Annotated in this window: 17 protein-coding genes, 2 tRNA genes and 1 pseudogene; 15 read left to right on the top strand and 5 right to left on the bottom strand. The window is 43.3% G+C overall.

Annotated features, from left to right (window positions below; genetic code table 11):
• Positions 1 to 120: 120 nt before the first annotated feature.
• The 3 genes from lnt to ACQFX9_RS13550 form a co-directional block, all read right to left on the bottom strand.
• The gene (gene lnt, locus ACQFX9_RS13540) at positions 121 to 1,737 is read right to left on the bottom strand and encodes an apolipoprotein N-acyltransferase (protein ID WP_427162477.1); all 1,617 of its coding nucleotides are present in this window, start codon (positions 1,735 to 1,737) and stop codon (positions 121 to 123) included.
• On the bottom strand, positions 1,734 to 4,334 hold the full coding sequence (gene gyrA, locus ACQFX9_RS13545) for a DNA gyrase subunit A (protein ID WP_427162478.1): 2,601 nt from the start codon (positions 4,332 to 4,334) through the stop codon (positions 1,734 to 1,736). Before gyrA ends, lnt begins: the two co-directional genes overlap by 4 nt.
• Before the next feature lie 233 nt (positions 4,335 to 4,567).
• Positions 4,568 to 5,896: a chloride channel protein gene (locus ACQFX9_RS13550; RefSeq protein WP_427162479.1), complete on the bottom strand. Its 1,329-nt coding sequence runs from the start codon at positions 5,894 to 5,896 to the stop codon at positions 4,568 to 4,570.
• Between the two features lie 198 nt (positions 5,897 to 6,094).
• Between ACQFX9_RS13550 and ACQFX9_RS13555 the strand changes: the two genes are divergently transcribed.
• The 5 genes from ACQFX9_RS13555 (at position 6,095) to ACQFX9_RS13575 (ending at position 12,272) form a co-directional block, all read left to right on the top strand.
• Positions 6,095 to 6,349, top strand: coding sequence for a hypothetical protein (locus tag ACQFX9_RS13555; protein WP_236144954.1), 255 nt, complete (start codon positions 6,095 to 6,097; stop codon positions 6,347 to 6,349).
• A gap of 403 nt (positions 6,350 to 6,752) precedes the next feature.
• Entirely contained in the window at positions 6,753 to 8,492 is a 1,740-nt protein-coding gene (locus ACQFX9_RS13560) for a diflavin flavoprotein (protein WP_236144955.1), read from the top strand.
• Between the two features lie 210 nt (positions 8,493 to 8,702).
• Entirely contained in the window at positions 8,703 to 10,415 is a 1,713-nt protein-coding gene (locus tag ACQFX9_RS13565; RefSeq protein ID WP_427162480.1) for a diflavin flavoprotein, read from the top strand.
• Between the two features lie 289 nt (positions 10,416 to 10,704).
• Entirely contained in the window at positions 10,705 to 11,550 is an 846-nt protein-coding gene (locus ACQFX9_RS13570; RefSeq protein ID WP_427162481.1) for a lectin OAA family protein, read from the top strand.
• A gap of 461 nt (positions 11,551 to 12,011) precedes the next feature.
• Positions 12,012 to 12,272 (top strand): hypothetical protein, encoded by a 261-nt coding sequence (locus ACQFX9_RS13575; RefSeq protein WP_427162482.1) that lies wholly within the window; start codon positions 12,012 to 12,014, stop codon positions 12,270 to 12,272.
• Positions 12,273 to 12,286: 14 nt separating this feature from the next.
• On the opposite strand, the gene ACQFX9_RS13580 is transcribed toward ACQFX9_RS13575, so the two are convergent.
• Positions 12,287 to 13,066 (bottom strand): TrmH family RNA methyltransferase, encoded by a 780-nt coding sequence (locus ACQFX9_RS13580; protein WP_427162483.1) that lies wholly within the window; start codon positions 13,064 to 13,066, stop codon positions 12,287 to 12,289.
• 81 nt (positions 13,067 to 13,147) lie between these two features.
• Positions 13,148 to 13,229 (bottom strand) — tRNA-Leu (locus tag ACQFX9_RS13585).
• A gap of 260 nt (positions 13,230 to 13,489) precedes the next feature.
• Between ACQFX9_RS13585 and murA the strand changes: the two genes are divergently transcribed.
• The 10 genes and pseudogenes from murA to ACQFX9_RS13635 all read left to right on the top strand — a co-directional run bounded on the left by murA (position 13,490) and on the right by ACQFX9_RS13635 (position 24,659).
• Positions 13,490 to 14,839 (top strand): UDP-N-acetylglucosamine 1-carboxyvinyltransferase, encoded by a 1,350-nt coding sequence (murA, locus tag ACQFX9_RS13590; protein WP_427162875.1) that lies wholly within the window; start codon positions 13,490 to 13,492, stop codon positions 14,837 to 14,839.
• 196 nt (positions 14,840 to 15,035) lie between these two features.
• Positions 15,036 to 15,911: a M48 family metallopeptidase gene (locus ACQFX9_RS13595; RefSeq protein ID WP_427162484.1), complete on the top strand. Its 876-nt coding sequence runs from the start codon at positions 15,036 to 15,038 to the stop codon at positions 15,909 to 15,911.
• 67 nt (positions 15,912 to 15,978) lie between these two features.
• A pseudogene (locus ACQFX9_RS13600) lies at positions 15,979 to 16,979 on the top strand (hypothetical protein).
• A 132-nt stretch (positions 16,980 to 17,111) separates the two neighbouring features.
• Positions 17,112 to 18,218, top strand: a complete 1,107-nt coding sequence (locus ACQFX9_RS13605; RefSeq protein WP_427162485.1) for an alpha-hydroxy acid oxidase — start codon at positions 17,112 to 17,114, stop codon at positions 18,216 to 18,218.
• 74 nt (positions 18,219 to 18,292) lie between these two features.
• Positions 18,293 to 18,376 (top strand) — tRNA-Leu (locus tag ACQFX9_RS13610).
• Between the two features lie 26 nt (positions 18,377 to 18,402).
• Positions 18,403 to 18,699, top strand: coding sequence for a hypothetical protein (locus tag ACQFX9_RS13615; protein ID WP_427162486.1), 297 nt, complete (start codon positions 18,403 to 18,405; stop codon positions 18,697 to 18,699).
• Between the two features lie 810 nt (positions 18,700 to 19,509).
• The gene (locus ACQFX9_RS13620) at positions 19,510 to 20,961 is read left to right on the top strand and encodes an MOP flippase family protein (RefSeq protein ID WP_427162487.1); all 1,452 of its coding nucleotides are present in this window, start codon (positions 19,510 to 19,512) and stop codon (positions 20,959 to 20,961) included.
• A gap of 25 nt (positions 20,962 to 20,986) precedes the next feature.
• Positions 20,987 to 22,444 (top strand): Coenzyme F420 hydrogenase/dehydrogenase, beta subunit C-terminal domain, encoded by a 1,458-nt coding sequence (locus ACQFX9_RS13625; RefSeq protein WP_427162488.1) that lies wholly within the window; start codon positions 20,987 to 20,989, stop codon positions 22,442 to 22,444.
• 6 nt (positions 22,445 to 22,450) lie between these two features.
• Positions 22,451 to 23,686: a polysaccharide pyruvyl transferase family protein gene (locus tag ACQFX9_RS13630; RefSeq protein ID WP_427162489.1), complete on the top strand. Its 1,236-nt coding sequence runs from the start codon at positions 22,451 to 22,453 to the stop codon at positions 23,684 to 23,686.
• Between the two features lie 34 nt (positions 23,687 to 23,720).
• The gene (locus tag ACQFX9_RS13635) at positions 23,721 to 24,659 is read left to right on the top strand and encodes a glycosyltransferase family 2 protein (protein ID WP_427162491.1); all 939 of its coding nucleotides are present in this window, start codon (positions 23,721 to 23,723) and stop codon (positions 24,657 to 24,659) included.
• The last annotated feature ends 1 nt before the right edge of the window (position 24,660 follow it).

The following is a 24,660-nucleotide window of genomic DNA, read 5'->3' on the forward strand; positions in this document are numbered from 1 at the left end:
ATATTGCCCAAAAAAACACTCATTTCTCTAAATGTAAATACTGGTATTCTATGATTTGTGTTTACACAGCAGCCTGGAAAAAATGTGAGTGGGTAATCCCCATATCCTTGGATGCAGTGATTATCGTCTTGGCTGACTGTTGAGTAATTTAGATATAATTCCCAACCCTAATAATAAAGGTGTCAACCAATCACCCCAGCGCACATATAAAGTTTTAGTCTGCCGTTTGTAGATAGTGGCTGCATGGGTTTCGTAGGTGTTATAGCCAGAAATCCAGAGAGTTTGTCCGTGGGGAGTCACAAAGGCGGAATATCCGGTGTTGGTTGCCCTAGCAGACCATCTATCTGTCTCAATCGCCCGCATGATATCCTGGGCATGATGTTGGAATGGCATAGCGGCACTATAATGGGCATCGTTAGAAGAACTTAAAATAAATTCTCCCCCCGCAGCCGCTTGACGACGAAATACTTCCGGAAAGGCTGATTCGTAGCAAATCCCGACAATTGCCCGTCCCAAGGGAGTGTCGAAAATCTGATTCGATGAACCATGTACTTGATGTTCATCTAGGGGTGATAAGCGTTGAATCAAAGCACCCAAAACTTCCTCAAAGGGGATATATTCACCCAGGGGTACTAATTTAGATTTATCGTAGCGGCTAATCAGTTCACCTTGGCTATTAACTGTAAATAAACTGTTGGTGTAACTGCGTCCTTGACTACCAAAGGCCCCTACCCAAGCAATTACACCCTTTTCTTTAATAGCTGCAACCAAGGGAGTCATAGCCAAATTTTTGTCAAAAAAAGGCATCGCCCCTTCTGGAGTCAAGACAGCATCTACACCTTGATTGACTAATGTTAAATATCCTTCTGTGTAACCCCGAATGGCGCGTTGCACTCCTTCGGGAAGTAGCTTAATTTTATTGGGAATATTGCCCTGAACAATCCCGACTTTTAAAGCGGCGTTTGGCGGTCGGTCGATGGGGCGAGTATATAAAAATAAGCCTATCAGGTGGAGGGATATTAGTAAAGTTGTGGCGATCGCAAGGAGGACGGGGGATTGGGGACTGGGGACTGGGGATTGGGAACGTTTAGTCTGTTGAGAATTTAGCCAAGCTTCGGCAATTAAGCCGTTGATAGCAACAATAGCGGCTGTGACGGTGTTTGGCCCTGATAGTTGTCCTAGATGTAAAATTACCAGATTATGCGGACTTTGGGTGTAAGCTAGAGAACTCCACCACAAAGGCCCTGCACTCCATAGACTTTCTAGGGCGCACCAAAGGGCTGTACCTACTAAAACCCTTAGTAAAGATGATGACAATTTGAGCCAGGATAATACACCTGCCCAAATTACCAGAAATATTCCCCCCCAGAGGCTAATAAATGACCAGCAAAAAACGGTGATAGCCAGACTCGGCCACCAAGGCACACCCAACCAATCCATCGGATGAATCCCGGTAATCCAGAATAAAGCCGCACCGTGATAACCAATACCCCAAAATAAAGGCAAAAGGTAAAAGGTAAAAGGTAAAAGAGAGAATTTGTTGCTTTTACCTTCTAGATTTTGACTTTTTTCGATAACGATCACCCACAGGGGGGCTAGGGCTACCCACGCCATGAACCATGCGCCTACGGGGGCGACGGTTAGCCCCATAACTACCCCACTACCAAGGGCGAGTAAAAGGTAGAGGACAAAAGGGAAAATGGCTTTTGTCCTTTGACTTTTAACTTTTAACTTCATTCCGCCTCTTCTGTTTCGGCTGTATCAGCTGTATCAGCTGTGTCAGGAGGCACAATTGCTACTCCGGTAATGGCATCGTCTTCGTCGAGGCGTTGCACTCTTACCCCAGTTGCCGAACGGGATTGGATAGAAATGGCGTTCACCGCTTGCCGAATAATAATGCCGCGACTTGTCACCATCATGATTTCGTTGTCGTTGTTGACTATACCCAGGGTGGCTAACTGGTCTTTGGTTTTACGGTTTTTAAATTTAGTCGCCATCAAACCTTGACCGGCACGGTTTTGCAGGCGGAATTGGGCAACGGGAACGCGTTTTCCGTAGCCTCCAGTTGTAATCACTAATACCCAAGGGCCGACACTGGCGTTACCTGTAACTTCGGTGGTTTCTTCGGTGGTTTCCAGTTCTTCGGTTTCGAGTTCTTCGGTATCTACTTCCTCTGTATTTAAAGTGTCCAGAATGGCGGCTGGTAAAATATCCATCCCGACGAGTTCATCCCCTGGTTTGAGTTTCATGGACTTCACTCCACGGGTAGCCCTGCCCAAAGGACGCAATTGTTCATGATTACATCGAAAGTGAATCGCCATCCCGTGACGAGAACCCACAAGCACGCTATCCTCAACTCTGGCGCGACGTACCCAACGCAGTTGATCCCCTTCTTCTAGGGAAATGGCGATTAAACCATTGGCGCGAATGTTACTAAAGGCTGCTAGTTCTGTTTTCTTAATGTTGCCGCCTTTGGTGAGCATCACGAGATATTCTTCGCTAGTAAACTCATCGACAGGGACAATGGAGGTGATTTTTTCTTCTTTGGGGATGGGGAGTAACTGCACAATGGGTGTACCGCGACTGGTGCGAGAACCCACGGGAATTTGATAGGCTTTGAGACAGTAGACGACACCGCGATCGCTAAAGAATAAAACGCTATCGTGATCACAGCAAGTCAAGAAATGTTCTACTGTATCATCGTCTTTCACCTTGGCGGCGGCTTTGCCTCTGGTGGCGCGGCTTTGGGCTTCAAAGGTGTTGACGGGCATCCGTTTGATATAGCCTTGTTCGGTGACTAAAATTAGGGCTTTTTCATTGGCGATTAAGTCCCGTTCATCAATTTCCCCTTCGGCGTGGGTGATGACTGTGCGTCGGGGTGTGGCAAAGCTGGTTTTAATTTGGGTAACTTCGGTTTCAATGATTTCTAAAATCCGTTCCCGCCGTGCCAAAATATCCTGCAAATCAGCGATTTGAGTTTGTAAATCTTCGTGTTCTTGACGGATTTTGTCGGCTTCTAGGGCTGTTAATCGCCGTAGCTGCATTTGCAAAATCGCATCGGCTTGCACTTCCGACAGTCCGTAGGTTGTAATTAACTCACCTTTAGCTGTGGGTGCATCGGGGGCATGACGAATTAAGTTGATAATGGCATCTAACTGGGCTAAGGCAATTAGTAAGCCTTGTAAGATGTGGTCGCGTTCTTCCGCTTTTCGCAATTCGTAACGGGTACGTTTGGTAATTGCTTCGATGCGAAAATCTAGGAAGACGTTGAGGAATTGCTTGAGGGTGAGGATTTGCGGTTCACCATTGACTAATGCCAACATATTGGCACCAAAGTTGGCTTGCAGTGGCGTTTGCTTGTAGAGGTTATTTAAAACGACGCGGGGGTAAGCATCGCGCTTGAGTTCGATGACGATTCGCATCCCGTCGCGATCGCTTTCGTCTCTGATATCTGCAATGCCATCAATCCGCTTATCATTCACCAACTCGGCAATTTTTTCAATTAATCCCGCTTTGTTGGTTTGATAGGGTAATTCGGTGATGATGATGGCTTCTCTGTCGGGACGGCCTCGCTGTTCAATGGTTTCGATGTTGGCGACACCACGCATGGTAATTGAACCCCGGCCTGTGGTGAAGGCTTCTTTAATCGCCGATGTACCGAGAATTTGTCCTCCCGTGGGGAAGTCTGGCCCAGGAATATGGTGCATTAACTGCAAATCGGTGATTTCGGGGTTGTGAATCAACGCCACCAAACCATCAATCAGTTCACCTAAGTTGTGGGGGGGAATGTTCGTCGCCATCCCTACCGCAATTCCCGAAGAACCATTTAGCAGTAGTTGGGGAATACGGGAAGGTAAGACTGTCGGTTCTTGCTGCGAACCATCGAAGTTATCAATAAAATCGACGGTGTCTGATTCGATGTCTTGCAGTAGGGCAGCACTAGTTAACGCTTGCAGACGGCACTCTGTATAACGCATCGCCGCCGGTGGGTCATTGTCCACCGAACCAAAGTTACCATGACCGTTAATTAAGGGCGATCGCATGGAAAAATCCTGCGCCATCCGCACCAAGGCATCGTATACTGCTGTATCGCCGTGGGGGTGGTATTTACCCAACACTTCCCCGACGACACGGGCGCATTTCCGAAAGGGGCGATCGTGGGTTAGCCCTAACTCGTGCATGGCATAGAGGATGCGACGATGCACAGGTTTTAGACCATCCCTGGCATCTGGTAACGCCCTGCCCACAATGACACTCATGGCGTATTCCAGATAAGACCGGGACATTTCATTCCGCAGATCCGTCGGGATAATCCTCTCCTGTGAGGTTGTCATAAACTAAAAAACTCCAAAGAACTTAGATTTTAGCCTTCGTACTTGACAAAGCGCAAAATTATGCCAAATTTCTCTTGAATAATTGCCATATTTTGATACAATTCTAACACATTCTCGTCTCAGTCTGCCGAGGAGCGAAACCATCTATTCAGCCAAAAATCAGGTGCAGATGTCATTAATTAGCCGAGTTTAATTGTAATTTTGAATTGAAATAGATTTTTGGTAGAAAAATTTTAATTTTGTATTTCCTCAAAGGTTTGTTGTGTCTTGAGTTGAGCAGATATTAAAGGGACTTTTGGAGCCAGAAAGAAACCAATTAAACTAGCAAAAAGAATTGGCGTAAAAGGGCTAAAATTCGTCAATTTTGATAACAACAAAGTTGTACTGATTGGTGTGCGTGTTACGGCCGCATTAATCGCTGCCATTGTACAAATCATTGCTAGTGCGGGATTCAGTCCAGGAATGAAGATAGCGATCGCTTTTCCAATACAAGCACCCGTGAAAAATAAGGGAATAATAAATCCACCACGCCAGCCACCAGTGACTGTCATACTAATCGCGGCCATTTTACCCAAGGCTAAGGTCAAGAGAAAAACAGCAGTAAAGTTAGCATCGAGGACAGATGCTAATTCTTCATGCCCAAAATAACGAGTTAAAGGTAATAATACGGCTAAACTGCCTAAACCCAATCCCGCTAAAGTGGTACGTACATAAACTGGCCCAGGTATTTTGGCAAAAATTTGGTCGCAACCCCGAAAAATCGCGATAAACATCCAGCCTGCAACTGCACCGATGATCCCAAACAGAATAGCTAAAGCAAAATCATCGATATTTTCTAAGCGGTACTGGGGAAAATGCCAAGTGGGTGCAACTCCCAAACGAGTAATAAAAGCAAACACCAGATAACTAGCACAACTGGAGACGATCGCGGGCATCAAAGCTTCGTAGTATTCCACAATATGTTGATGGTGGAGAATCTCTAAGGCAAACATCGCCCCGCCCAGAGGTGCGCCAAACAAAGCCGTAAAGCCAGCCGCCATTGCTGCTAAACTCATGGATCTCAAGTCTTCACCCTGGAGTCGTAAGCGATCGCCTACCCAAGTCCCAAAAGAACCTGTAACTTGTACTAGTGGGGCTTCTGGCCCCGCACTACCACCGGCGGCGATACTCACCAAAGAAGCGAGAATCATCGAGGGATTTTTCCCCATATCTAAACGTCCGCCACGAAAGTGAATATTATCGACAATTACGGCAATTTCGCCCGGATTCCCTAAAAAATGAATCACCAAGCCAATAATTAACCCCGCTAAAGGCATCACAATCAGGAGACTCAAACCCTCAAACCTTTGTAGCTGGTGAATTATCAGTTCCAGAACATTCCAATACAACCCCGCAAATAAACCACAAACAGTCCCTACTACCACCCAACGTAAAACCCAGCGTGAAATGACTAGCGGATGACGCTGAACTAGTCCAAATAGTTGCAGAAACTTCCAGCGTTGGTTTTGATCATGGCGATGGACTTTGTCCCGTTGTAGGCGATCGCGGTGATTTGGGAACACGACTAATTTCCTAATTAATAACGCAAATGTTACAGATTCTTGACATTTCTTATAGTAAACCGCTTTGGCTCTGATGTTGCATATTCCGTTTCACCAACGGCGGCAGAATTTCCACTTGAGCTTGCTTCTAGATGCAAGCTGTGCGATATTAGATAAACAACTTAAACTCTATCGACTTACCGTATTTAATATTTAGCAATGATTCTCGCACAGCATAGCAAAACATCCCAGACAACAAAACTAAACAATTTCTCTGGCTGGAAACTGGTACAAATTCTGCAAAAATTCTGGTGGCATACCCATGCTTACGGAACAGTATTGAGTATTCTGCTACTAACATTAATCAGCTTAGTGTTCACGGCGACTCATTGGTCTTATCATCAGTTGTTTTCTGCGCTACAAATTTTCGGTAATTCCAAAAAAAGTATAGAAACAACAGAAGTCTCCCAGTAACACAAAAAGAGCAAAATTCATCTTGAGAAATGTCATGTGATTTGAGAAAAAAATTATCACATTTCTAGTCTTATCCTGGTATTTTCCTTGTGTATTCTTTCCTCTCATCTCAGTAATCTATACCTTTTGTAAAGGAAATATTGCCAGGCAAAATAGGTTATTATGATATGTGAGGAATTTTAAATTATGCCAAGAAACATCAATATTTAAAACTGAATACCCTTGATGATGACTGGTTTTGCGGAGATTTGCAGCGTTAAAAACATAGCCAAAAAATAGCAATAATTGCTACATCTTGAATTTTGGCAAATATCGTTTTTATTACAACTTAAAAAGACAGTTAGCGGCACAATGGGGGCAGAGAAACAATACTGTTTATTTGCACTCGGAGACGAATAAAATAATGGTAGCGATGTCTACGACCGGCAACGCCAACACAGAAAATGTTCAGCATCGGCTAACTGTACAAACTGTAGAAATTGCCCCCAATACTACGGCGATTCGCTGTCTAGACTGGGATCGCGATCGCTTCGATATCGAATTCGGACTGCAAAACGGTACGACTTATAATTCATATCTCATTAGGGGCGAACAAACAGTTTTAATCGATACTTCGCACCAGAAGTTTCGTCAATTGTATTTAGATACTCTCAAAAGTCTCATCAACCCCAAGGCTATTGATTACATTATTGTCAGTCATACAGAACCAGACCATAGCGGCTTGGTGGAGGATGTGCTGCAATTAGCACCAAGGGCGACTGTTTTAGCTTCTAAAATTGCCTTGCAATTTTTAGAAGGTTTAGTACATGATCCATTTTCTAAGCGCATCGTTAAAAGTGGCGATCGCATCGATATCGGTAAAGGTCACGAAATCGAATTCGTCAGTGCGCCGAATTTGCATTGGCCAGATACAATCTTTAGTTATGACCGTAAAACCCAAGTAATCTATACTTGTGATGCTTTTGGGATGCACTTCTGCGACGATCGCACCTTCGATGAAGATTTAGAAGCGATTGAAGCCGATTTTAGATTTTATTATGATTGTCTAATGGGGCCAAACGCTCGTTCCCTATTAAACGCGATGAAGCGGATGGGTGAACTGGGCAAGATTAATATTATCGCCAACGGTCATGGGCCGTTGTTGTATCATCACCTCGATGTTTTAACCGAGTGTTACCAGAGTTGGAGTCAAAGACAAGCCAAAGCCGAAACCACCGTTGGGTTGTTCTATGCTTCCGATTATGGGTATAGCGATCGCCTTGGTCAAGCAATTTCTGAAGGTATCCAAAAAACTGGGGTAGGAGTAGAATTCATCGACCTCAGCACCGCCGAAATCCAAGAAATTCAAGAATTAGCAGGGAGAGCAGCTGGTTTAATTATTGGTATGCCGCCTACAACTTCCGTAGCCGCGCAAGCAGCCATCAGTTCTCTATTATCTGTTATTAAAGATAAGCAGGTAGTCGGCTTATTTGAGTGCTTCGGTGGTGATGACGAACCCGTTGATACACTGCGACGGAAATTTATCGACTTGGGTGTCAAAGAAGCCTTCCCAGCCATTCGCATTAAAGATGTTCCTAGTCCTTCCACCTACCAAATGTGTACCGAAGCTGGTACAGATTTAGGACAATTTGTCACACGGGAGAGGAACATCAAGCAAATCAAAGCCCTCGATGTCAACATGGAAAAGGCATTGGGGCGGATTAGCAACGGCTTATATATTGTCACAACCAAAAAAGATGATGTCAGCAGTGCCATGTTAGCCTCCTGGGTAGCACAAGCCAGCCTGCAACCTTTAGGATTTACCATTGCTGTAGCCAAAGACCGCGCCATTGATGCTTTGATGCAAGTAGGCGATCGCTTCGTCCTCAACGTCTTAGAAGAAGGCAACTATCAAGAACTCAAAAAACAATTCCTCAAGCGTTTACTGCCTGGTGCTGACCGCTTCGCCGGCGTGAGAACCCAAACCGCCAAAAACGGCTCACCCATCCTGACAGACGCTTTAGCATACATGGAGTGCGAAGTCCAAAGCAGCATAGAATGCAGCGACCATTGGATATTATACTGCACCGTCCAAGATGGTCGAGTTTCCAAACCCGATGGACTAACCGCCGTACGTCACCGGAAGGTGGGTAATTATTACTAAAAGGGGTGTAGGGGTGTAGGGGCAAATCAATTCAAAATTCAAAATTCAAAATTCAAAATTAAATGCCCCAATCCCCAGTCCCCAATCCCCAGTCCCCAGTCCCCAATCCCCAATAATATGGATTTCCAACGCTTCATCGAATCCACTAAAAACTGGGCTAAATCCACCCGGTTTTTCCAATTTTTTGATAAAACTGAAAACACAACATCTATGAACGATTCCAAACCCCGTGACGTACAAATTCTGCCAATTGCGACAAATACCAAAGTGCTGAGAGCGCGTAGTCAGTCACGTTTGCGGTTTGAAATTGAATACGCCTTAGAAAGAGGTACTACCTCTAACTGCTACATCATCGAAGCTGATAAAACTGCTCTTTTTGACCCCCCAGGTGAAACCTTTGCAACAATTTATCTGGAAGCATTGCAGCAGACTGTCAATTTGAAAAAAATAGATTACGTGATTTTGGGTCACTTTAGCCCCAATCGTGTATCTACTTTAAAGGCACTGCTAGAAGTAGCACCGCAAATTACCTTTGTTTGTTCTCTTCCTGGCGCGGCGAATTTACGGGCAGCTTTCCCAGATAACAGCTTAAATATTTTGGTGATGCGGGGGAAAGAAACCTTAGATTTGGGTCAAGGTCATGTATTGAAGTTCTTACCAATTCCTAGCCCTCGTTGGCCAGAAGGTCTTTGTACCTATGACCAAAAAACCCAGATTCTCTACACAGATAAGCTATTTGGGGTACATATCTGCGGTGATGAAGTATTTGATGACAATTGGGAGTCCTTTAAGGAAGACCAGCGTTACTACTACAACTGTTTGATGGCTCCCCATGCTGTTCATGTGGAAGCAGCATTGGAAAAAATCTCTGATTTACAAGTAAGAATGTACGCTGTCGGTCATGGGCCTTTGGTACGTAGTAGTTTAATGGCATTGACCCAAGCCTATGCTGATTGGAGTTTGGCGCAAAAAGACCGAGAGGTGACTGTAGCTTTACTCTATGCTTCAGCTTACGGTAACACTGCGACTTTAGCACAGGCGATCGCTCTGGGAGTAACTAAAGGTGGTGCGGCGGTCAAATCGGTTAACTGTGAATTCGCTACACCGGAAGAAATTCAATCCGCTTTAGAACAAGCCGATGGTTTTCTCATCGGTTCTCCCACCATCGGTGGTCATGCACCTACACCCATTAACACTGCTTTAGGGATTGTCCTCAAGGTGGGTGATAACAACAAACTAGCTGGGGTCTTCGGTTCTTATGGCTGGAGTGGTGAAGCCTTAGACATGATTGAATGCAAGCTTCGGGATGCGGGATACCGTTTCGGTGTGGAAACACTCAAGGTGAAATTTAAGCCTGATGATGTCACTTTAAAGTATTGTGAAGAAGTTGGTACAGATTTTGCACAAACATTAAAGAAAGCTAAAAAAGTGCGACTACCCCAACAAGCAGCTACACCTGTAGAACAAGCCGTAGGTAGAATTGTGGGTTCTGTATGTGTTGTTACAGCAAAACACGGTGAAGTTGCTACAGCAATGTTAGGTTCTTGGGTATCACAAGCTACTTTTAATCCTCCTGGTTTGACGGTAGCGATCGCCAAAGAAAGAGCTATAGAATCTCTCATGTATCCTGGTGGTAAATTTGCCCTGAATATCCTACCAGAAGGCAATCATCTGGAGTATATGAAGCATTTTCGTAAGAATTTCAAACCTGGAGAAGACCGCTTCCAAAACTTTACAACTACGGAAGCAGAAAACGGTTGTATTGTCATAACTGATGCTCTTGCTTATGTGGAATGCTCGGTTGAGCAACGCATGGAATGTGGTGATCATTGGGTAGTATATGCAACCGTAGATAACGGTAAATTACTGAAGCCGGATGCAGTCACCGCTATCAATCACCGGAAAACAGGGAATCACTACTAAAAAAGTGAAATAGTCAAAACATCAGAATTTGTAGAAACCTTACAACAAAAGGTTTCTACAAATTTTTTTTGTGACTAAAAAATCCTATCCACAATCAATTTAATAAGTTAAGAAGCGTTAAGTATCAAGTTAATTGCGGTTAAACCCTGTGTTAAGATGCGGCTGAATTTACTGAGACCCTCGTAGTTGGGAATACCAAACAACATCAATGGGTAACATCAGGAATTCTGATGAGAGAAAGTTAAACACAAGTATCTCAAACTACACGCTGTAAAAGTTAGGAGATTTCATGACCGCACAAACACTATCCCCAAAAACTAGCAAAGGTTATAACAACCTCTATCAAGTTAAAAACCAGTGGGGTGGTTCTTCTGCGCCTTGGAATGATGGTGGAATCTGGGTTATAGGTTGTCGCTCAGGTCAAAACGTAGTTGCTATTGATGTCACCTCCAATGACAATGGCAACACCCTGACAGGAACTATGACCTATAAAGGTGAAGGGCCTATTGGTTTTAAAGCCACTCGTACTCAAAGCAATACCTATGCAGTACAAAACCAGTGGGGTGGCTCTTCTGCACCTTGGAATGATGGTGGAGTGTGGGTAATCGGTTGTCGCACCAATCAGAATGTTGTAGCCATTAAGGTTCAATCCAACGATGGCGGCCAAACCCTAACCGGAACTATGACCTACGCCGGTGAAGGCCCTATTGGCTTTACCAGCAATCAGATTGATGGTGGTGCTTACAATGTAGGCAATCAATGGGGTGGTTCATCTGCTCCCTGGAACGACGGTGGAAAATGGGTAATAGGTTGTCGTGCTAATCAGGGTGTAGTAGCGATTAACGCTCAATCTAACGATGGCGGTAAAACCCTGAATGGAACTATGACCTATGCAGGCGAAGGCCCCATCGGTTTCAAAGCTACTCTCACTCAAAACAACACCTACGCAGTCCAAAACCAATGGGGTGGCTCATCTGCTCCCTGGAATCCCGGTGGTACTTGGTTACTGGGTTGTCGTGCTGACCAAAGAGTTGTTGCTATTGATGTTAAATCCTCAGATAACGGTAACACCCTCAATGGAACTATGACTTATGCAGGTGAAGGCCCCATTGGCTTCAAAGGCACTCTAGTTTAATTCAGAGGAACTAGGAGAAGTAAAAAGGCAAAAGGCAAAAGTAAGAGATTTTTCTTTTTTACACCAATTTGAAAAAAGAATGCGACAGATGTACAGCCCCAAATGCTTGCTCTGTCTTGATTCTTAATTTTGAATTTTGAATTTTGAATTTTGAATTGGTATTACCTTTTGCCTTCCCTTACCTCTGTACTAATTCACAAACCTCTCTTTTCCACGGGTATAAAAATAAGCAAAAGCGATATTTTTATGCCTGTGGAATTTTGGCTTGAGATTGACTGTTTATAAGTAATTTTTATCACCATCGACTCAACCTATTCCTGAAGATGAGAATAAAGAGGTTAAGATAGATTCGACACAGCTATACCAAACTCTTAGCCACCAATTGACATCATAAAGAGGGTGTGGAATTTGGTTTATAGCCATTACAATCAACTGTGAATCAGAATTTTTGAGTCAAAATTATGGAGCCAAATCAGCCACACGATCGCCTCGAAGCTGCTCAAGACTTTGAACAAGCCTTAGAACAGTTGGAGGATATCTTACACGACAGTTCCACAGATGATGAGGAGATACCAGATAATGCTGCTGGTAATGTCAATGCTGTGGTACAGAGTGAAGATGTAAATGATGCTGATTTAGCAGCTTGGGAAGATGCTGTTGCTGATATTGAACAATATTTAGAAGGAAGAGCAGGAAGTAAGGGGGGAACTGTTGACTGTTGACTGTTGACTGTTGACTAACTCTGGTTTTGTCTTTGCGCTTCGTATAACATTAAAGCGGCGGCGATCGCTACATTTAATGATTCTACTCCTGGACTCAGGGGGATTGTGACTTGTTGATCTGTCATTGCGACTAAATCAGGGGATAAACCTGCACCTTCGTTTCCCAATAAAATCAAACTGGGTTTTCGCCAGTCTACTTCCCAATAAGTTAATTTCGCAGTTGGTAAGGTGGCTATTATCTGCATTCCTGCTTGCTGACAATTCTGGACTGTGGTTTTTAAGTCTGCACTTACTGCCGTCGCCAGACGAAACCATTGTCCCGCCGAAGCACGCAAAACTTTGGGATTATCTAAATCTACACTATCTTGACTCAACCATAAACCCGACGCACCGGCAGCCGCCGCCGTGCGAATCATTGTCCCTAAGTTACCAGGGTCTTGGATAGTTTCCAACGCTAAAACAATACCCGTGTAGGGAACTGGATTTTGCTGTTGCTGACGTTTGGCTGTAGCTATGACCCCATCTGGTTGTACAGTAGTAGCGATCGCACTTAAGACTTCTGGACTGACAACTTCACTGCGATCGCACAAACTACAAGCTAACTCCCATAGTTGGCTGTGATTTGCTTGCCATTCCGGTGTACAACATACCACCTCTAACGGATAATTCACCGCACAAGCTTCTGCCAACAAATGCGTACCTTCCAGCAAAAACAACTGCTGCTTATGCCGTTCTTTCGTAGATTGCAGCTTGCGGATTTGCTTAACTAAAGGATTTTGTAAACTCGTTAACATTTTAAGTGCTGAGTGATCAGTGCTGAGTTGTGAGTAATGAATACTCAGCACTCATTACTCACAACTCAGCACTTAGTTTCATGCGGAACCCGGGACTTGAACCCGGAAGCCTTGCGGCACTAGAACCTGAATCTAGCGCGTCTGCCAATTCCGCCAGTTCCGCTTGCGGTTTGCATACTCACGATTTATCATTATCGCTTAATTATTGATTTGTGTCAACCAGTCCGTAAAGGGGTGTAAGAGTATAAAAGTGTAGGGGTGGAGTGAAAATGAAAAAATCACTCAAAGCCTCCTGCCTCCTGCCTCTTTCCTCCTGTCTCCTGGTTGCGACTTGAGACAAAATGTATACAAATCAAATCTTTACTGTAGAATCAAAACCAACTTCTAACTTTAAAATTATGTATTTATTTTGGAGGCAGGCTTATTAATTCTTCTAGCAGCTTACCAGAAGCTAAACCTGCTGTAGCAGTAGACTCCTCAGTCTTGCAAATATGGGGTGGGCATCCTTTAAAGGGACACGTCAAAATCAGTGGAGCTAAAAATTCTGCCTTGGTCATCATGGCTGGAGCTTTGCTTTGTTCTGGTGATTGTCGAATTCGTAACGTTCCACTGTTGGCGGACGTAGAACGGATGGCTGAGGTCATTTCAGCGTTGGGTGTACGCCTAACCAGACAAGGGGATATTTTAGACATCAACGCCAGTGAAATTGCTACATCAAAAGCTCCCTACGAACTAGTTACCCAACTGCGGGCTAGTTTCTTTGCTATTGGGCCAATTTTAGCCCGCTTGGGAGTGGCACAAATGCCATTACCAGGGGGTTGTGCCATTGGCGCAAGACCCGTTGATCTGCACGTCCGAGGACTGCAAGCAATGGGAGCCGAAGTACAGATTGAACATGGTATTTGTAACGCCTATGTTCCTGGAACTAATGGCAGATTAAAAGGTGCGAAAATTTACTTAGATACTCCTAGCGTCGGGGCGACAGAAACCCTGATGATGGCAGCCACCTTAGCTGATGGTGAAACCATTATTGAAAATGCCGCCAGAGAGCCGGAAGTAGTGGATTTAGCCAACTTCTGTAATGCAATGGGCGCGAAAATTCAGGGTGCTGGTAGCAGCACTATTACTGTAGTTGGCGTGCCAAAATTGCATTCTGTTGACTATTCTATTATTCCCGATCGCATCGAAGCCGGGACATTTTTAGTAGCTGGTGCTATCACTCGCTCAGAACTGACCTTATCCCCAGTCATTTCCGATCACTTAATTCCGGTGATTGCCAAATTACGGGATATTGGTGTCACCATCATTGAAGAAGCACCAAATTGCTTACGCATTCTTCCCGCCGAAACCCTGAAAGCAACGGACATCGAAACCTTGCCCCATCCTGGTTTTCCCACAGATATGCAAGCACCATTCATGGCTTTACTCACCTTGGCAGAAGGCGACAGCATCATTAACGAAGCCGTCTTTGAAAATCGCCTGCGCCATGCTTCCGAGTTAAACCGCTTAGGTGCGGATATCCGTGTCAAGGGCAATACCGCCTTTGTGCGAGGAGTGCCGATATTATCCGGCGCGCCAGTCATCGGTACTGACTTAAGAGCGTCAGCCGCTCTAGTTATAGCCGGACTAGCAGCCGAAGGACAAACCACCATTCAGGGATTACATCACCTTGATCGGGGTTACGATCAAATAGATGTGAAATTGCAACAAATAGGCGCAAGAATCCTGCGAGTTGGTGAAGTTCCAGCCGACGGAGAGAAAGCAGCGAATTAATAGGGACTGGGGACTGGGGACTGGGGACTGGGGACTGGGGACAAGGTGGACAAGGTGGACAAGCTAGACAAGGTAGATTTTTACTCCCATACCCCATACCTCATGCCCCATGCCCTATGCCCCATTCCCCATGCCCCAAATCGCTATACTAACTGTGGGAGGCTGTTGATATTTTGTTTTTCCAGCCGGCTAAATCATGTCTGTGTTTAAATCCTCACTCATCGGTTTAAAAGCTGACTCATTTCGTCATCCATTAGATTTGGAAGCTACCAACTCTCTTAAGCAAATACCTGGTTTGGATATGCTTGTCAGAAACTTGCTCGGCCCAATGGCAGAGCAGGTTTTTTATGTAGAAAATATTGCTTCTAGTGTGTTGGTAGGGGAAAATCAACTACCTGAGTTACATCACTTGTTAATAGAAGCTTGCAAAGTTTTAGACATTGAGCCACCGCAATTATATGTAAGGCAACACCCTGCACCTAATGCCTACACTTTTGCCATGCGGGGTAAGCAGCCTTTTGTCGTGCTGCACACTTCCTTAATTGATATCCTGACACCAGAAGAGATACAGGCAGTAATTGCCCATGAGTTAGGACATCTCAAGTGTGACCATAGTGTTTATTTAACGCCTGTCAATTTATTAATATTAGCGGCAGGTGTAGTACCTAATATTGGGGCTGTCGTTGCTCAAGCTATCCAAGCACAACTTTTAGAATGGGTACGCTGTGCTGAGTTTACCTGCGATCGCGCCGCTTTACTAGCCACCCAAAACCCCAAAGTGGTGATGTCTGTGTTAATGAAATTAGCCGGCGGTTCACCAACTCTTGCACCCAAACTCAATCTTGATGCTTTCATTGCTCAAGCCCGTGCTTACGATGATATTAGTAAAACCGAACTTGGGGAAATGCTCAAAACAGCCCGTACAGCCGAATTAACTCACCCTGTACCAGTCTTAAGAGCCAGAGAAATTGACCGGTGGGCAAGTAGTCAAGAATATCAAAACTTATTACAAACCCACGGACAAAAATACATTAGTGAAGCTGCCCCCAAGGGTGGTTGGCGTAACTGGTAGATAATTTAGGGGTTTAGGGGAAGCAGGGGAAGCAGGGGAAAAACTAATGACTAATGACTAATGATTAATGACTAGATTTGCTTATGACCAGTTTGCCAAAGACTATCTAAAAGAATTATTACAACCTTTGGGAACAGTAGAAACCAGTCGGAAAGTATCAGCAGAAATCCGAGAAATTGACATTTATTTTGCTCCTGCCTCTCCATCCAGCAGCGATACAATAGAATTAGGCTTGTTAAGTAGGATTGCGGCTGCACCTGCTTTAATCGAACCGTTTAGAAATGCGGCTACAATTGCAGAAATCCGCAGTTGTATGAACAAGCTATTTGATATCTTTGCTGAGTTAAAACGTCAAATCTAAAGGTGATGAAAACCGAATTAAGGAATCAGAATTACCCCGACTTTGGATTTTGTCACCAACGGCTTCTGAATCTATATTTGAGTGGGTTCAGAGCCAGTTTAGATTTAGAAAACTGGGAAGTAGGAGTTCATTTTTTAGCAGATTATCTACGGACAGCAATTATCGCAATTCACCAATTACCACGCACAGAGGAAACATTATGGTTGAGAATTTTAGGTAAGGGTAGAGTCCAGCAACAAGCAATAGATGAACTAGAAGCACTTCCCCAAGATCATCCTTTCCGAGCAAAAGCAATTGATTTATTGTTAAGTCTCAAGACTACTTTAGAAGTGAATCAAAATGTAGACGAGGAGGATAGAAATTTAATTATGCGCTTATCACCAATTTACGAACAGAAGTTAGCAGAAGCAAAGCAAGCCGGAATTGACGAAGCACGTCAACTCTATGAGCAAAGATTAGCAGAAGTTAAACAAGAAGGGATGAATGAATCACGTCAACTCTATGAGCAAAGATTAGCAGAAGGCATTCAAGAAGGAGTAAAAGCAGAACGTCGTCAAGTTATAGAAAACTTGTTACAAGTTCGATTTGGTGAAATAGATGCTCAGTTAAGGGAGGTTATTACACCTTTATTAGCATTAACTCCAGAAGAATTCACACCTTTATTGCTACAACTATCACGGGAAGAGTTATTAGCTAGATTCCTGTAGAGGAGATGAGCAATTTAAATTTACAAATAAATGATGTATATTACTCGGTGGCGTGAGATGAGTGGCTAAAAATTTTGGATGAGCGATCGCCATCTACTCTAAAATAAATCTGGTTAAGTTGCGATCGCTACCATGACAGAGGCTGTGAATCCCATCAATCTCTTTGAATATGAACAGTTAGCACCAAAGCATCTGTCTAAGATGGCACTCGACTATTACAGCAGTGGTGCGTGGGATGAAATTACACTGCGCGAGAATCGGGTTGCCTTTGAGCGTGTCAAGCTAAGACCGCGAATGCTTGTAGATGTAAGCCAATTAAACCTAAAAACTACAGTTTTAGGCGAAAATCTCGAATTTCCTCTATTAATTGCGCCAATGGCTTTTCAATGTCTGGCTCATCCTGATGGTGAACTAGCTACCGCGATGGCGGCTGCATCGGCTGGGGTGGGTATGGTGTTGAGTACCATGTCCACTCAAAGTTTAGAAGCCGTCGCAGAGATTGGACAGAAATTTACCCACTCTTTACAATGGTTTCAATTATACATCCACAAAGACAGGGGTTTAACTCGCGCCTTAGTTGAAAGAGCTTACGCAGCAGGTTACAAAGCTCTTTGTCTGACGGTTGATGCGCCTGTACTGGGACAGCGAGAACGGGATAGACGTAATAAATTTACCTTACCATCAGGGTTAACTCTAGCGAATATTACTAGTATCTCCGGCTTAAATATTCCTCAAGAACAGGGGGAGTCTGGTTTATTTACTTACTTTGCCCAACAACTCGACCCGTCGTTAACGTGGCGTGATTTAGAATGGTTACAATCTTTATCACCCTTACCTTTGGTAGTCAAAGGCATTTTGCGCGGTGATGATGCGGCGCGTGCGGTGGAATATGGAGCTAAAGCCATTGTAGTTTCCAATCATGGCGGCAGACAACTAGACGGTGCGATCGCTTCTTTTGATGCTCTCCCGGAAATCGTCGCCGCAGTTGATGGTAAAGTCGAAGTCTTATTAGATGGTGGTATTCGGCGCGGTACAGATATGCTCAAAGCCTTGGCGATGGGTGCAAAAGCTGTATTAATTGGTAGACCTATTTTGTGGGGACTAGCAGTCGGTGGACAAGCTGGTGTATCTCATGTTCTATCGCTACTACAAGATGAAATGAAAGTGGCAATGTCTTTAAGCGGCGTGGCTCAGATACAAGATATTGACCCTAGCTTAGTGACACACAACAAAAAATAGGGAATCAGCAAAAATTTTCGTTTGACACCTTGCATTAAAGTTATCTAGTGATTATAATAGGAAAGTTGCATCAAGGGCGGGTGGCGAAACTGGTAGACGCACCACACTCAAAATGTGGCGACCTTGCGGTCATAGGAGTTCGATTCTCCTCCTGCCCACTGTCCACCAGATAAAAACAAAATATATGAGACTCAAAAGATGGGAATCTCCCCGTCGCGAAGGGAGAAACGACAAAGGTAAAGGCGGTTCAGCTAGAAAGCGACAACTCAAAAAGCAACGCCAAATGTTACGCCAAAAGCTCAAAGAAGCTAACAAGCAAGACAAGCAAAATAATCAAAACAACAACAAAAACAGGGAAGATTTTTTCTTCCCTGTTTTTTTATTGGTCTTATATAGAAATGTGCATTTATACGTATCTACAAATATTAAATGTGTTGCGGATATGTCTGAGAAACACACAAGCAAAATTAAATGTGAATAATCAAGATATTTATCTCAGTAATATTAATGAAATCGTAATGAAAATGTAATGCTTGTATGAACCAACTTAGAGAAAACCAGAGAAAAGTATGAAGTAAATGTAAAGTTTATGACGAAGGTTGTAACAATCTGGAATGAGCTAGTAAGCTAGTATGCGGTTGCGGGTAATTATTACTAACAGAATTTAGTGAATAAAAATTCCAGCTAACCCAAGTTTCTATCAGTGTGTTTCCCTATTGGCTATGTCAGGATTAAAATCATTCAACTATCTCAGCATGACTTGCTGCTGTTACAAAATTAAACTATCTATGGTGTGTATTAGTTAGTTTATATCTACTAAGTCTTTTACTACATAACTAACAATAATTCTCTCGGTTTTGCGGTTTACTGCACACAGCAAAACAGATGTCAGCTATTTAAGTTTAGCCGTAGTTTCTGTTGTCTATTAGACCTCAAATACAAATAATTGAACACTTGGACAACATAATTCAAGAGTTAAATGTCGTTGTGCTGTTTGGCTTTTACCTGCGGTTTTGCTTTAGCAGTTGCACCTTATACCAATTTTGGATTTTGGATTAAAAGCCTAGATTATTAGCCTATTCCAGAATCTCAAAACAATACTACCTATCCCAATTCGGTATTATCTTGGTTGCGCGATGCTAACACCAACGAGAACAGATTCATAGCAATTCTCTATGAAGTTGCACCAAATAAATGATGTAGAGATTTTGCATACAACATCTCTACTAAGGATTTTTGGCAAAGGTTCAAAATATCAAACTTTTAATCCATATTATTGGTAAAGCTGGTAATGGAATCTCCCAAAGCATCATCAAATTTACGTCAGAAAGCTCTTTTAGGGGTATTTTGGTCTGCAATTGAAAGTTGGGGTCGCCAAGCAATTTCTTTTGGGGTTTTCTTTTTATTAGCGCGGTTATTAGGGCCACAAACCTTTGGTTTAGTCGCTTTAGCCAGTATTTTCTTAAATTTTCTACAGGTATTTGTTGACCAAGGATTTTCCCAGGCGATTATTCAAAGAAAAGAATTAGAACCAGAGCATTTAGATACTGCTTTTTGGACTAATTTAGGTATGGGGACATTTTTGGCAATAATTACTATTGCTAGTGCAGATTTAATTGGCAATTTCTTTAAAGAACCAGCCATCATCCCCATCATACGCTGGCTATCTGTGAGTTTTATCTTCATTGCTTTGAGCAGTGTGCAGAATGCTATTCTTCAGCGTCAATTAGCATTCAAATCTCTCGCAAAACGTACACTTATTGGAGTATTTATTGGTGGTGTCGTCGGCGTAACTATGGCGTTGATGGGGTTTGGTGTGTGGAGTCTGGTCGCACAACAAATTAGCAGCAGTTTAGTACAAGTTTTAGTATTGTGGCGGGTGTGTGACTGGCGACCAGGATGGAAATTTTCACAACGCCACTTTCATGATTTATTTTCCTTTGGCGTGAATGTCCTGGGAATGAATATTTTCAACTTCTTAAATCGCCGTTCTGATGATTTTTTAATTGGTTATTTTTTAGGGTCAGTTGCTCTAGGATATTATACTGTAGCTTATCGTTTATTATTAGTCGTCACCGAACTACTCACTAGCGTTATTTCTAAGGTTTCTTTACCGACATTTTCGAGATTACAAGAAGAACCAGAACGCTTACGCCATGCTTTGTATGAAGCAATCAAACTGACTAGCTTAATTACTTTCCCTGGCTTTTTTGGCATGGTAATTTTAGCACCGGAAATAGTGAAAGTCGTATTTGGCGAACAATGGCTAGCAAGTATTCCAGTCATGCAGGTGTTAAATTTAGTAGGGATTCTTTATGCTTATTTCTATTTCAACGGTTCTGTCGTTATGGCACTGGGAAAACCTGTTTGGAAATTAGCTTTAGATGGCGTGCAAGCTGTGAGTAATATTATTGCTTTTGCGATAGCTGTGCAGTGGGGAATTGTGGCGGTGGCGGCTGCTTATGTGATTAGAAGTTATCTCATGTCACCTTTAACGGTTTGGGTAGTGTGGAAACTAGTGCGGATTAATATATTCACCTATTTACGTCAAGGTGCCGTACCTTTAGCCGCAACAATGACTATGTTAGGTGTGATATTTACAGTCAAATATTTTCTGAGTAGCTCAATTAATTCTGGGGCAATATTAGCTATTTCTACACTAGTTGGCACATTAGTCTATGTTTTATCAATTTTTTTGATGTCACCGAAACTATTTTGGCAAGTGGTCAAGATTGCTCGTTAGAACAGTAAATATAGGACTAGTGAGGATGACGGAACAAATTACAGCGAAAATTCAAAATCCTGAAATTAACCAGTTACGAGAAACGGTGATTGAGGGTGGTTATTGTGTAGGTTGTGGTGCTTGTGCGGCTGTGAGTGGTTCACCAATACAAATGCAATTAGATGCAGATAAAAAATTGCAAGCCACTATCGACACATTAACAAAATCCACGTTTTCTAGTCAGGGAATCTTATCTGTTTGTCCTTTTTCTAATCAGAGTTTAAACGAAGACCAAATTAGCCAAGAATTATTCGGTCGTGATGGCAAATATCATCAGCAAATTGGTTATTATTTAGATACTTACGCAGGTTATGTGGTAGAAGATAATTATCGCGATCGCGGTAGTTCAGGAGGAATGGGAACTTGGATTGTTACGAATCTCCTCACTCAAGGTTTAGTAGATGGTGTCATCCACATTCATCAACGTCATCCCTCACCCACTGACCCTAGATTATTTCACTACCAACTTTCCACCACTATAGAAGAGGTACGCAACGGTGCTAAGTCCCGTTACTACCCAGTGGAAATGTCACAAGTTATGCAACTTATTCGGGAACGACCGGGACGTTACGCTATTGTAGGGATTCCCTGTTTTATTAAAGCCGTGCGTTTATTGATGCGCCAAGACCCGATATTAGCTGAACGCATCCGGTTTTGTGTGGGTTTAATTTGCGGTCATCTCAAAAGTACAGGCTTTGCTGAAATGTTAGCTTGGCAATGCGGTATTGAACCAGATAACCTACTAGCAATCGACTTCCGCCACAAATTACCCGATGCCAACGCTAACCGCTACGGTATAGAAGTGACAGGACTGCAAGCTGGTAAGATAGTCACTCGTAGTAGTCCTGTGTATGACCTCTACGGTACAGACTGGGGTTTGGGTTTTTTCAAATATAAAGCCTGCGATTATTGTGATGATGTGGTAGCAGAAACCGCAGATGTGACAGTTGGGGATGCTTGGCTACCTCAATATGTCAAGGATAGTCAAGGTACAAATGTAGTGATAGTGCGTCATCCAGTCATTCGCGACATGATTGAAGCTGGGATGAGTGCAAGCAAGTTACAGATGGATAGAATTAGTGCGGATGAGGTAGCACAGTCACAAAAATCTGGCTTTCAGCACCGACGAGAAGGTTTAGCTTATCGCTTGTATTTAACTCAACAGCAGGGTGAATGGTATCCCCAAAAGCGGGTAAAGCCAAGTGCTAGTCATCTGAATAAAAACTTGCAAGCACGCCAAATCATGCGAGTGGCTTTAGCAGCAGAAAGTCATATTGCTTTTAAAAACGCTGTTAAGGCTGGTGAATTTTCTGTATTTAAACAGCAATTAGACCCCTTAGTGCAGAAATACAGACGACTATATCACGCACCGCTATGGAAACGAGTAGCTGGCGGGATAAAACGACGGTTAGTAAATGTTTTAGCTAATTTTCAGAGAGGTTAAATAGCTATGAAAGCAGCCATCACAGGTATTACTGGACTACGTAACCGAGGCGTGGAAGCAATGGTGTTAACCACTATTGAACAACTACGTCAACGTCTACCGGAACTTGCTATCAGTATTCTTAGCGAAACACCAGACTACGACGAAATTAGACTACGACCTGACAATGTAGAATTAATTAGCGATCGCAATTTACGCCGCCTACATATCGTAAATCGCTGGCGTAACAAGCTTTCTCAAGTCTACAAACCAATCGCCCCAGCATACAAAGATATTTCCTGTTTACTACATGACACATCAGTAGTCATGGCTTCTGGTGGGGATATCTTTGGTTCTGACTACGGTGTACATTTTCTCACCAGACAACTGAAACCACTAGTCTACGCCTTAGATGCTGGTATTCCTGTAGTTTTCTTAGCTCAATCTATCGGCCCTTTCAAGACTGACAAAGAAGCACAAATCTGGCTAGATGTGGCGTGTCACGCTAAGTTAATCACCGTCAGAGAAAGCTTGACTTACAAATACGTCACCAAAGATTTAGGTTTATCTCCCGAACTAGTCCAGCACACAGCCGACCCCGCCTTTCTCCTCCCTCCAGCACCACCCGAAACCGTCCAGAACTTACTGAAATTATACAACTTCCACCCAGACCGTCCCGTCGTCGCCCTTGGTATCAGTCAAGGTATCAGCCGCTACACGCGTGCTGACTACGAAAAACATACCAAAGTGTGGTGTGAAGTCATTAACATGATTCTCCAGGAATTTGGCGCACAAGTGCTGCTAATTCCTCACGTCCATGATTATCGCCCAGAAAACGACGATCGCATCCTCGCTGGTGAACTCCTGCGACTCTTCAACTTTGACCCCCGTGTACAGCTAGCCGGCGCAGAACATACTGCATCTGAATTTAAAGGCTTAATTAGTGCTTGTGATTTGGTAGTTTCAGAAAGAATGCACGCTGCGATCGCAGGCTTATCCAGTGGAGTTTGTACCCTTCCCATCGGCTATTCCGTCAAAGCTGAAGGTATCATGACTGACCTTCTAGGCGCAGAAGCAGTTCATGACGGCTTACTCATTTCCTTCCAACAGTTCTTAGATACCGATACAGCTTGTAACACCATCCGTCATCTGTGGAATAGAAGACAAGAAATCGCAAACCAATTAAAAACCAACTTACCGCAAATCAAGCAAAATACATCCAAAAACTTTGACCTCATAGCCAACCTCTGTCAACCTCATTAAAACTTTGCGTTCCTTTGCGTTAAAAAATCAGAAAATGCCAAAAAAAACTCCCACCGTAGCAGTAATTATACCCCTGTATAACAAAGGAGAATATATTGCCAGAACACTCAACTCAATTCTCAATCAGACATACCAAAACTTGGAAATCATAGTTGTCAATGATGGTTCTACAGACAATAGCGCAGATATTGTCAAAAACTACCAAGATTCCCGCATCAAATTAATTCACCAAACCAATGCAGGGCCAGGTGCAGCACGTAATCGGGGTATGTCTGAAACTCAGGCTGATTTCCTATCATTTTTAGATGCCGATGATGAATGGCTACCCGATTTTTTAGCCACATCCATTCATCATTTGCAAACAAATCCTGATTGTTTACTCAGCGTCACCGGTCATTTTCGCGGTGCAGAACGTACTAATTGGCAACAACATTTACCCCACCTAAAAATTAATCAAGGTGCTTGGCGTTTACCAACTAACACACAACCCAAAGTAGTTAAATGTGCAGTTGATTTACTTCATTCCGGTGCTGTTGTTTGTGCGCGTCAAGTTGTAGAAAAATTTGGTGGTTTTTACTCCCAAAAACGCTGCACCTACGGTGAAGATTCTTATTTGTGGCTGCAAGTTTTATTAAACTACAAAATCCACATAGATCCTACACCTTTGATGTGGCATCATACCGAAGCATCAGTTCTTGGTCATGGTCGCAAAGAAGCGCATCCCCCCTGGCCAAAACTCACAGATACAACCACTATCAGAAATAACTGTCCGCCTGAATATCAGCCTCTTTTGGAAAATTGTCTAGCATATTATGCACTGTTGGCAGCTGAAAGACGAGTGCGTGCAGGTGATACTTTAACAGCACAAAAACTTTTACAAAGTTTTCCCTTAACTCAAAGATTCGTGATGAAAAATTTTCAGGTTAATTGCCGTTTGAAATTAACTCAATTTCTGCAACTATTACCTGTGTAAT

The organism is Aliinostoc sp. HNIBRCY26 (genome assembly GCF_050235535.1).
In the GTDB taxonomy this organism is placed as follows: Bacteria; Cyanobacteriota; Cyanobacteriia; order Cyanobacteriales; family Nostocaceae; genus Trichormus.